8 protein-coding genes and 1 pseudogene are annotated in these 7,878 nt (G+C 72.1%); 5 read left to right on the plus strand and 4 right to left on the minus strand.

Translation table 11 applies throughout. The features are described 5' to 3' along the window. Nucleotides 1-98: 98 nt before the first annotated feature. From EAO71_RS03745 to EAO71_RS03755, 3 genes are all read right to left on the minus strand, one after another. Complete coding sequence (locus EAO71_RS03745) at nucleotides 99-344, minus strand: hypothetical protein (protein ID WP_147976321.1); 246 nt, start codon at nucleotides 342-344, stop codon at nucleotides 99-101. Further along, nucleotides 341-865, minus strand: coding sequence for a SigE family RNA polymerase sigma factor (locus EAO71_RS03750; protein WP_147976322.1), 525 nt, complete (start codon nucleotides 863-865; stop codon nucleotides 341-343). Before EAO71_RS03750 ends, EAO71_RS03745 begins: the two co-directional genes overlap by 4 nt. 499 nt (nucleotides 866-1,364) lie before the next feature. After that, the gene (locus tag EAO71_RS03755) at nucleotides 1,365-2,294 is read right to left on the minus strand and encodes a LysR family transcriptional regulator (RefSeq protein ID WP_147976323.1); all 930 of its coding nucleotides are present in this window, start codon (nucleotides 2,292-2,294) and stop codon (nucleotides 1,365-1,367) included. Nucleotides 2,295-2,412: 118 nt separating this feature from the next. Between EAO71_RS03755 and EAO71_RS03760 the strand changes: the two genes are divergently transcribed. From EAO71_RS03760 to EAO71_RS03775, 4 genes are all read left to right on the plus strand, one after another. Continuing rightward, entirely contained in the window at nucleotides 2,413-3,141 is a 729-nt protein-coding gene (locus EAO71_RS03760) for an SDR family NAD(P)-dependent oxidoreductase (protein ID WP_147976324.1), read from the plus strand. Nucleotides 3,142-3,169: 28 nt separating this feature from the next. Then, the gene (locus tag EAO71_RS03765) at nucleotides 3,170-3,397 is read left to right on the plus strand and encodes a tautomerase family protein (protein ID WP_147976325.1); all 228 of its coding nucleotides are present in this window, start codon (nucleotides 3,170-3,172) and stop codon (nucleotides 3,395-3,397) included. A 308-nt stretch (nucleotides 3,398-3,705) separates the two neighbouring features. Then, nucleotides 3,706-4,245: an ArsR/SmtB family transcription factor gene (locus tag EAO71_RS03770; protein WP_147976326.1), complete on the plus strand. Its 540-nt coding sequence runs from the start codon at nucleotides 3,706-3,708 to the stop codon at nucleotides 4,243-4,245. Nucleotides 4,246-4,262: 17 nt separating this feature from the next. After that, nucleotides 4,263-5,537 carry an MFS transporter gene (locus EAO71_RS03775; protein WP_261991980.1) on the plus strand — a complete coding sequence of 425 codons (1,275 nt, stop codon included), beginning with the start codon at nucleotides 4,263-4,265 and terminating at the stop codon, nucleotides 5,535-5,537. A gap of 195 nt (nucleotides 5,538-5,732) precedes the next feature. On the opposite strand, the pseudogene EAO71_RS39890 reads toward EAO71_RS03775, so the two are convergent. Next, a pseudogene (locus EAO71_RS39890) lies at nucleotides 5,733-6,593 on the minus strand (aldo/keto reductase). Between the two features lie 215 nt (nucleotides 6,594-6,808). On the opposite strand from EAO71_RS39890, the gene EAO71_RS03790 reads away from it, so the two are divergent. After that, nucleotides 6,809-7,786: an aldo/keto reductase gene (locus EAO71_RS03790; RefSeq protein WP_147976328.1), complete on the plus strand. Its 978-nt coding sequence runs from the start codon at nucleotides 6,809-6,811 to the stop codon at nucleotides 7,784-7,786. Nucleotides 7,787-7,878: the final 92 nt, after the last annotated feature.

A 7,878-nucleotide genomic window follows, 5' to 3' on the forward strand; every position in this document is an offset into this window, starting at 1 on the left:
CGGCAACCTTTCGGGGCGCGGCGGCAACAAGTGGTCGGCACCGCGTCAGGAGACCGGCGGGCCCAGCGACGCGAAGGCCGTCGCGGGCCGGGCGGCATTCACCAGGCGGGGGCGGGCCCGGGAACGGTGGACACGATGGCCACCGCGGCGGCGGCCACCGTCATCACCCCGGCCGCCGCAACCGCGGCGAACACCACCCGGGACCGGGCACCCAGAGCGCGCGCACGGCCGGGCGCGCTGCGGGTGCCGGCCATGCCGCGCTCGACGCGGGCCAGCATCCGTGCGCGGTCGGGACGGTGCGCCTGCGCCGCTCCGCGCAGCTGCTCGTGGACGTCGTCTGTCATCGGGTGCTCCTGGCGACCAGTTGTTCCGCGGCCATGGGGTCGAGCAGCCGTCGAAGTTCCGCCACGCCCTTGGAGGTCTGGCTCTTCACGGTACCCACGGCGATGCCCAGTGCCTGCGCGACCTCCTTCTCCGACATGTCGAAGGCGTACCGCATCACCACGCAGGCGCGCTTGCGGAACGGCAGGCGCTCCAACGCCGTACGCACGGTGACCGTGGCAGCGATGTCGGGACCGTGGGCCGGCTCGGTGCGGGCCCAGAACAGCCGGATCCGCCTGCGCTCCCGTACCGCGGTGCGGGCCCGTTCCCGAGCGAGGTTGGCCACGGTTCCCCGGGCATAGGCCAGTGGAGAACCGGCCCGGCGGACTTCGGGCCAGCGGTGCCACATGACGACCATGGCATCTGCGGCCAGGTCGTCGGCGCCATCCGGCTCGCCGGTCAGAAGGTAGGCGAGCCGGGAGAGCCCGACATGGTGGTGTTCGAAGAACTCGGAGAACTCCGCGGACGCCCCGTCAGCGCTCATGCGTGTCCTACGACCTCTCGCTGCATCAGACACCCTCGCGCCCGGGCAGCGGACCAGCACACGACGCACGGACAACCCTCTACCGGCCAGTAACGTACCAGCACATCCAGTGGCGACTCACGCGACGTAACCCGCGAGGGGTGGAGGCCGACCCCGCCGGCCGAGCTGCGAGCCGGTGTCGGCGGCAGCACGGGCAGCAGGTCGAGGCCAGGAGAAGCGGCGCGGGCAGGGGCCACCAGGAGCGGGAGCCGACATGCCGCGAACAGCCGGGCGAGGAGTGCCGGATGACACGGTCGGGGTCCGGGCGGGCCGGGACAGGGGCAGGGGCAGGGGCAGTGGACCATGGGCCCGGTGTCGGTGATGTGAACGGTCTCGTAGGGGATCGTGCACGTGACCGTCGGGCGGCTCGTTCGGGGCCTGTCGGGCTCCCTCGGGCCCTGGCACTCGAACGCCACCGACCGGGGCGACCCCGCCGCACCGGTGGAGGCGGAGCCAGGCCTCAGGCCGGAACCGGCTGCGCCTGTGCGCTGATCGGGGCGGTGAGGCGGGTGGTGAGCTCCTCGACGAACGCCGTGATGTGGGGCGGGCGCGGGCCGGTTCGGGTGGCGCAGAACCACGTACGAGTCATCGGCTTCTTCCCGATGCGCACCAGGGCGAGGGCGTGTGACGACACGTAGGGTGCGGCCACCCAGTTGGGGAGGACGGTCACGCCCTGGCCGCCCGCCACCATCTCGATGACCAGGTCGGTCACCACGGGCATGGTGGTGATCCGGCCGGGGCGGGCCCCGGGCGGGATCGGCAGCGGCATCGACGGGATGCGGTTCTGGTCGTAGCCGTCGTAGAGGACCAGGTCGACGCCGTCGAAGTCACGGGCGGTCAGGTGCCCGCGGGAGGCCCACGGGTGCGCGGCGGGCACCACTGCCATCATCTCGTCGTCGAACAGCGTGGTCAGCGACACCCGGTCCATCTGGAGATCCGGCTTGGTGACCAGCGCGACGTCGACCAGGTCGGCGAGCAGCGCCGGAATCGGGGCGTCGTCGGCGACGGCCTCGATGCGCACGTCGATGTCCGGCTCGCGCTCGCGGAAGGCGCGCAGTACGGGCGGCAGCCACGGGAGGGTGGTGCTGCACTGGGCGGTGAAGCGGACCCGTCGGCCGTGCCCGTCGCGGATCTCCCGCAGGTCGCGGGAGGCCGACTCCAGTTCACCGAGGACGTGGCGGGCGGCGACCAGCAGCCGGCGGCCCGCCGCGTTGGGCACCAGGCGACGGCCCTTGCGGTCGAAGAGCTGCATGCCGAGGCGAGCCTCCAGCCGCGTGAGCCGCTGGCTGAGGGCCGGCTGGCTGACGTACAGCCGCTCGGCGGCGGCCGTCAGCGAGCCCGCCTCGGCGGTCGCGTCGAGGAGCTCCAGGTCCCGCAGGTCCACATCCATAACGTGGGATTATCACACGCTCCAATCTACGTCGTGGTGTTATGCGTTGGGGGTTCATAGGTTCCTGGGTGTCAGCCGGACGAACCAGTCCGCCGAACCGCCCCGAAAGGCACCCACCATGACCACTGCCCTCATCACCGGATCCTCCAGCGGCATCGGCCTGGACATCGCCCGTGCCTTCCTGGCGAGCGGCGCGAACGTCGTCATGAACGGCCGCGACGCCGACCGCCTCGCCAAGGCCGCCGCCGGCCTCGGCCATCCGGAGCGGACCGCGTCGGTCGCGGGCAGCATCGCCGAGCACGAAACCGGCGAGGCCCTGGTCCGCACGGCCCTGGAGCGCTTCGGCCGCATCGACGTCCTGGTCAACAACGCCGGCACCTTCGCCTCCAAGCCCTTCACCGAGGTCACGGAAGCCGAACTCGACGGCTTCCTCACCGGCAACCTCAAGGGCACCTACCTCACCACCCAGACGGTGGTACGGGCGCTTCGCGCCCAGGGTGAGGGCGGCAGCATCGTCAACATCGGCACCGTCCTGGTGGACCACGGACTGGCCGGATTCCCGGCCAGCGCGCCGGTGGTCAGCAAGGCCGGAGTGCACGGGCTGACCACGAGCCTGGCCGCCGAGCTGGCGGCCGACGGCATCCGCGTCAACCTCGTCTCCCCCGGCATCATCCGCACCCCGCTGCACGAGGGCGGCGACGTGGACGGCCTCGGCGGGCTCGCCCTCCTCGACCGGGTCGGGGAGGCCTCCGAGATCGCCGAGGCGGTGCTCTACCTCGCGGGAGCCGACTTCGTGACGGGCCACGCCCTGCGCGTGGACGGCGGCCACGTCACCGGCCGCTCCTGACCTCACCCTCAACCGAAAGGACCTCCACATGCCGTACGTGAACATCAGGATCACCCGGGAAGGCGCCACCGCCGCCCAGAAGGCCGAGCTCATCGCCGGTGTCACCGACCTGCTGGTCAAGGTCCTCGACAAGGACCCGGCCACCACGTTCGTCCTCATCGACGAAGTCGCCCTGGAGGACTGGGGCGTGGGCGGCGTCCCCACGGCCGAGTACCGCCGCCGGCAGCACGCCCCTGACGCACCGCGCCCCCGGTGAGGGGGAGCCGGCGGCGGGCGATGAAGGCGCCGGCTGCGTGCTGACCCCCGCGCGCCGGCGGAGTCGACCTGATCGGCCGGACACGTCCGAGAGGTCCTGTCCGGCCGATCAGGTCGCTGATCCGAGTACCGGTCCGCGAGGGGGCGGGAGAGGGGCGCGCTCCGGGCGCCGCCGGGATTGACGTATCAAGCGGGTCTGACGGGCGCTCGGGCCGACCCCGGGACGACCGAGCGCGGCGGCCACCCGGATTTCGCGCCCGCGCGAAATTTCCCTTGCCCAATGGTCAAGAATCGTTGACCATTGCTCGCATGCCTACCGACGATCTGCCTGAGACGCTTCACGTCACCACGGACGAACAGCTGCGCGCCGTCTCCAATCTGACGCGCCATCGGATCATGGCCGTGCTCCGCTTCGAGCCGGCGACGATCACGCAGATCGCCGAGCGGGTGGGCCTCGCGAAGGGGAGTTCCAGCTATCACGTACGGCTGCTGGAGCGGGCCGGCCTGGTCAAGGTGGTGCGGACGCGGAAGGTGCGGGGTGTCACCGAGCGGTACTACGCGATGGCCGCGGGGGCGATCGTGCTGCCGGATCCGGGCGAGGGAGGGCCGGATGTGCTGATGCGGCATGCGGTGGCGGACCTGGAGGCGGCGCCGGCGGATGACGAGCGGCACGTGCGGATGGCGCATCTGCGGCTCACCGAGGATCAGTTCGCGGAGCTGGGGGCGCGGCTGGAGGCACTGGCGGAGGAGTACCGGGAGCTGTCCGATCCGTCGCTGCCGGACGTGTCACTCGTCTTCGCGCTGTTCCGTCCGGCAGCGCGCGAGCAGGCCCCGGGAGGCGCCAAGTGACTTCAGACATGAGGAAGTTGCCGAGCGGGTTCGGGCGGCTGTGGACCGCGCAGACGGTGTCCTCGCTCGGCGACGGGGTATCGCACGCCGCGCTGCCGCTGATCGCGTTGACCTTGACGCGGGATCCGATGGCGCTCGCCGTCGTCACGGCCGCGGGGACGCTGCCGTGGCTGCTCTTCGGGGTGCTCGGCGGTGCCCTGGTGGACCGATGGGACCGCCGGCGCACGATGTGGGTCGTGGACGCGGCGCGTGCGGTGCTGCTCGCGATACCGGTGGCAGCAGCCGCGCTCGATGTGCTCAGCATTCCGCTGCTCGCGGCCGTCGCCTTCCTGCTCGGCCTCGGCGGACTCTTCTTCGACACGGCCGCCACGGCCTATCTGCCCGACCTGCTCGGCCGCGACCCCGCGCTGCTCGAGCGAGCCAACTCTCGCTTGCGCGGCGCCCAGACCGCCATGTCCGGTTTCGCGGGGCCGCCTGCGGGCAGTGCGCTGCTCGCGCTCGGGCGGGCGGTTCCGCTGCTCGCCGACGCGGTGTCGTTCCTGCTCTCCGCGCTGCTCGTCCGTACGCTGCCCGCCCTGCCCCGGCCCGTGCCGGAGGCCCGCGAGTCGCTGCTTCGGCAGGCGCGGGCCGGGGCCTCGTACGTCTTCCGGGACCGGTTGCTGCTCGGGCTCGCGCTCCGCCCGGCGGTCGGGAACGTCGCCTTCCTCGCGGTGGAGACCGTCCTCGCCCTCTTCGCGCACGACCGCCTCGGCATCGACACCTACGGCTTCGGCCTGCTCCTCACGGCGGAGGCCACCGGGGGTCTGCTCGGTGCGGGCATCGCCTCCCACCTCGGCCGACGACTCGGCACCGGCACGGCACTGACCTGCACGGCCGCGGTCGAAGGACTTGCCGTCCTGGGGCTTGCCGCTGCCCCGAACCCGTACGTGGCCGGGCTCGCGCTCGCCGTCTGCGGGGCCGGCATGGGCGCCACGATGGTGCTCGCGCCCTCCCTCCGGCAGGCGATCGTCCCGGCCCACCTGATGGGCCGGGTCGCCTCCACCTCCCGCATGCTGGCCATGTGCGCCGCCCCCGTCGGCGCCTTCCTCGGCGGCTGGCTGGCCACCACGTACGACATCCGCACCCCGCTCTACGCCGCCGCCGTCCTCCTCCTGGCGATGACGGCCGTCACGGCGTCCATGACCGACAACCGCCGGGTCGAAGCGGCGCTGCGTGCCGCCGCCCCGGCCGACGGTCCGGATCACCTGGCGTCCAGGGATCCCGCCCAGGAGGGTGCACCCGACTTGCCGTGACCCCTGCCGCGAGGGCGTCACCTGGGGCTGTCCCGGAAATCCGGTGGCCGGGTCGGGGCACCACGACCCCGGAGCGTCGGTGAATCGGTGCCGACCGCACCGGCCGGATGAACGTCGGACGACGGGACCCAGCGGGCCCGGATGAGGATCGAACCCAGGTGGGGTGAACACCTCCCGGGCACACCCGACGAGCGGTCACGGCCGCCGGCGCTGTGCCTTCTGCGGGGCCGTGCTGGCCGCGGGTGTGGTCATGTCGAGGAGGATCATGGCGTCGTGGTCGGGGGTGCCGGGTTCCGCGGTGTAGACGCCGATGCGCTGGCCGGGGGTGCCTTCCAGGTCCATGGACTGGGAGGTGAGGGTGACCGTGCCGACGCGGGGTGGTGGAAGGTCTTCTGCGCGGGTTTGCGGCCGGTGACCTCGTAGCGCTCCCACAGGCGGGCGAAGTCAGGGCTCTTGAGGAGGAGTTCGCCGACGAGGTTGGTCAGGTCGGGGGCGTCGGGAGCGATGCCGGCGACGGCGCGCAGCCGGGCGACACAGGCGGTGATCTGGCGGTCCCGGTCCGGGAACAGGGCCCGCGCGGCAGGGTGGAGGAAGAGGTAGCGGGCCAGGTTGCGGTGGTTGACGGGCCAGTCGTCCAGGCCCGCGTACAGGGCGAGGCCGCCGGGGTTCCAGGCCAGCATGTCCATGCTGCGGCTGATGACGTAGGCGGGGTTCGGCCGCAGCGAGTCCAGCAGCAGCTTCAGGGTCCAGCAGCAGCTTCAGGCCGTCTCCGTCGTGGGAGACCAGGCCGAACTTGGTGGCCAGCACCACCTGATCGCGGCGCCCCTTCAACGCCCGCCCGAGCAGGTCCTCGTTCGTGTAGGGGCCGTAGATCTCGGCGGTGTCGATCAGCGTGACGCCCAGATCCAGTGCCCGGTGCACGGTCCTGATCGACTCCGCGTCGTCGGTACCGGAGCCGACGGTGAGGCCGACGTGTCCGGGGCTGGTCCGGGTGCGGCGGGCGCGCAGGAAACGGCCCAGCTCGGCGCCCTCGCTGTTCGCGCTCTGGGATGCCATGACTCCAGTCTCACCCGACGGGCGTCCGCTCCGCAGACGGGAGGGGGGCCCTGCCATTACCCCTGAAGAGCCCGCCCTGCCACATCGGAGCGATCGGGGTGAAGGTTGACGAGGAAGACGCCGGCCGCTCGCCGTCGCCTGGCTCCAACCGGCGCGATCCGCCGGGCCGGGCAAGAGTGAGGGGACGAGCAACGCCACCGACCGGAGAGAGCGAGATGCGGTACATCAAGCTGCGTGACCTGGAGGTTTCCCGGATCGGACTGGGTGCGATGGGCATGTCCCACGGCTACACCGGCTCCGGTACCGACGACGCGGAGTCGATCAGGACCGTGCACCGGGCACTGGATCTGGGCGTCACGCTGATCGACACCGCCGAGATCTACGGCCCCTACACGAACGAGGACCTGCTCGGGCGGGCGTTGAAGGGGCGCCGCGATCAGGTGGTGCTGGCCACCAAGTTCGGCCTGGTCTCCCACGACGGAGACGGCGCCTGGAACCTGGACTCGAGCCCGGCGAACATCCGCACCGCGGTCGAGGGCTCCCTGAAACGGCTCGGCACCGACCACATCGACCTGTACTACCAGCACCGGGTCGACCCGAACACGCCGATCGAGGAGACCGCCGGCGCTGTCGGCGAGCTGATCGCCGAGGGCAAGGTGCGCGCCTTCGGGCTCTCGGAGGCCGGACCGGACACGATCCGCCGCGCACACGCCGTCCAGCCGGTCACCGCGGTCCAGTCCGAGTACTCCCTGTTCACGCGTGGTGTCGAGGAACGGGTCCTGCCCGTCCTGCGGCAGTTGAACATCGGGCTGGTGCCCTTCTCCCCATTGGYCCGCGGGTTCCTGACCGGCACCGTGCGCTCCACCGACCAGTTCGACGAGAACGACTTCCGCCGCGACAATCCCCGCTTCACCGGCGACAACTTCCAGCACAACCTCGCCCTCGCCGACCAGGTCAAGGCCCTGGCCGATGAGGCCGGTGCCACGCCCGGGCAGGTGGCGCTGGCCTGGCTGCTCGCCCAGGGCGACGACATCGCCCCGATCCCCGGCACCAAGCGCGTCGGCCGGGTCGAGGAGAACACCGCTGCCGACGCCGTCACGCTGACCGCAGAGCAGCTCGGCAGGCTCGCCGGCCTGCCGCCCGCCGCCGGCGCCACCCACACCGAGGCCCAGGCACGGATGCTCGAACGCTGACACCGCCCCGTCGCGACTCCGGCCCGCCCCCGCAGCGCCACGTTCTCGTCGAACTGGTCGGTGGAGCGCACGGTGCCGGTCAGGAACCCGCG

The organism is Streptomyces sp. MS191 (genome assembly GCF_008042125.1).
In the GTDB taxonomy this organism is placed as follows: domain Bacteria; phylum Actinomycetota; class Actinomycetes; order Streptomycetales; family Streptomycetaceae; genus Streptomyces.